The organism is Mesobacillus sp., from assembly GCF_049588175.1.
In the GTDB taxonomy this organism is placed as follows: Bacteria; Bacillota; Bacilli; order Bacillales; family Cytobacillaceae; genus Mesobacillus.
Map to the genome: position 1 here is coordinate 1 of NZ_JBAVFI010000195.1, position 2,046 is coordinate 2,046.

The following is a 2,046-nucleotide window of genomic DNA, read 5'->3' on the forward strand; positions in this document are numbered from 1 at the left end:
GACAAGAGGAGCTGGAGAATTTCCAGTACTGATGTTTGCGAGTGCCATGCTAATGGTGGTTTTGAGCTTTATTGTACTGATCTGGAATTTGGTTAAAGGTATAAAAGTTCTTAATATAAAGGATGATTTTTAAGGAGGATGCAGAATGAAGGAAGAACGCAAACGTATTTTGAAGCTTGTTGAAGATGGAAAAATAACGGTAGATGAAGCATTATTTTTAATCGAAGAACTGGAAAAGGGCAATGCAAAAGCAGAGGTGAAAACAACAGCCTTATCAACAACAGTGAAATTTGAAGAGGCAAAAAAGGAAGAGCCTGGTTCCCATAAATTTAACTCGGTAAAAGATAAGGTTCTTGATTTTGTCGATACAGCTTTTAAAAAAATCAAAGATCTTGACCTTGATTTGAACTTTGGGCCATCAGTAGATATCACTCATATCTTCCAGCAGGGCGATGCTTATTTGAACCAAGTGGATATTGATATGGCAAATGGTTCAGTTCAAATTGTTCCATGGGTGCAAAAGGATGTCCGGATTGAATGCACCGCAAAGGTATATCGTGTTGAGAGCCAGGATGATGCACGCCGTAAATTTTTGGAGGATGCCGTTTTTGCAATTGAGGGACAAAAGCTTCGCTTTGCCATTCAGCAAAAGTGGATGAAGGTAGATGCTATTGTCCATGTTCCTGCAGAAGAGTATGAAAATATCCGAATCCGCTTGTTTAACGGGTCCATCCAGAGTGAAAACTTAAATGTGAAGGATTGCCGTGCAAAGACTGCGAATGGAAAAGTGCTTCTTGAAGGTTTGGAGTGCGGAAAGCTGGAGGCAGAAACAGCGAATGGACATATTGGCATTCATAGAAGTGCAGTCAGGGACTTGGAAGCAGAAACGATTAATGGAGCAATCAAGGCTGATGGATATTTTAATCAGGTGGATTTACAGTCCTTCAATGGCAATCTGACTTGTACGGTACTCAATCAGGAATGTGAGAATGTCGAGCTAAAGGCAACTACTGGCAGCATCGATGTGTTCCTTCCGGAGAAAACGCCAGCAACTGGTGAACTGAAATCAAACCTTGGAGGCTTCAGCATCGAACTTGATGGAATTCAAGTGGTTGAAGAGAAAAGCGATATGGTCCAAAAGACGTTGCGTTTCAAGCCGGCCGATGGCAGCCAGCATGCAGTGAGACTGTATGCTGATACAAAAACGGGCTCCATTTCTGTGAAAAAAACGACCGGAGTCTCTATAGAAAAATAGGAAGGTGTTAGAAATGAAATTATATCGTTCTCGGACGAATAGAATGCTGGCAGGAGTAATCGGAGGATTGAGCGAATCCTTCGGAATGAATGCAACTCTCCTAAGAATCCTGTTTGCTATTCTTTTATTCAGCACAGGCATCATGCCGATGGCCATTTTATACTTAGTGCTTGTATTCGTTCTTTCAAACAAGGAAGGCTATTAAAGATGAGATGGCTGCTTGGTATTGTCATAAATGCGATTCTATTTATGGCTCTTGCGGGTTATTTTGAGAATGAGATTTACTTATCGGGATTCGGTGCAGCCCTCGGAGCCAGTTTTATCCTTTCCATCCTGAATGTATTAGTTAAGCCAATCCTGATTATACTGACGCTGCCGGTTACGGTGCTCAGCCTTGGATTGTTCCTGTTTGTCATTAACGCGATTACGTTGATGCTGACCGACAGCCTGATGGGAAGTTCATTTGAGATCGCTGGATTTGGAATGGCGCTATTGACGGCGATCATCATGTCAGTGGCAAACCTGGTCATTCAGAATACCGTTCTGAAGGATTCGAAGACATAACAAAAAGGGAAGGCAGGCACAAAATTTGTGCCTGCCATTTCTTTTCATGTTCTTGGAATTTCAAATCACGCTTTTTACTAATTCCTTTTATTCTGTATCAATATAAGCCTCGAATACAGCCTTCCTTAATCTTTCTGCAAGCTCATTTGCATTCTGCTCATCTTCAAATGCTCCTGCCTGGACCTTATAGCGTCCACCAGCACTTTTTTTCGTAGTTGTTGCAGGAG

At 41.9% G+C, this 2,046-nt stretch carries 4 protein-coding genes; 3 read left to right on the plus strand and 1 reads right to left on the minus strand.

What is annotated here, in order from left to right; genetic code table 11:
* Positions 1–145: 145 nt before the first annotated feature.
* Genes WB217_RS04895 through WB217_RS04905 form a run of 3 tightly spaced genes read left to right on the plus strand, consistent with a single transcriptional unit; the run spans position 146 to position 1,819 of the window.
* A complete protein-coding gene (locus tag WB217_RS04895) occupies positions 146–1,255 on the plus strand; it encodes a DUF4097 family beta strand repeat-containing protein (RefSeq protein ID WP_423991186.1) in 1,110 nt (369 codons plus the stop codon).
* Positions 1,256–1,268: 13 nt separating this feature from the next.
* Positions 1,269–1,460 (plus strand): PspC domain-containing protein, encoded by a 192-nt coding sequence (locus WB217_RS04900; RefSeq protein WP_423991188.1) that lies wholly within the window; start codon positions 1,269–1,271, stop codon positions 1,458–1,460.
* A gap of 2 nt (positions 1,461–1,462) precedes the next feature.
* On the plus strand, positions 1,463–1,819 hold the full coding sequence (locus WB217_RS04905) for a phage holin family protein (RefSeq protein ID WP_423991190.1): 357 nt from the start codon (positions 1,463–1,465) through the stop codon (positions 1,817–1,819).
* Between the two features lie 87 nt (positions 1,820–1,906).
* Here WB217_RS04905 and WB217_RS04910 read toward each other — a convergent pair.
* On the minus strand, positions 1,907–2,046 hold a 140-nt coding region (locus WB217_RS04910), incomplete at its 5' end, for an SPOR domain-containing protein (protein WP_423991192.1).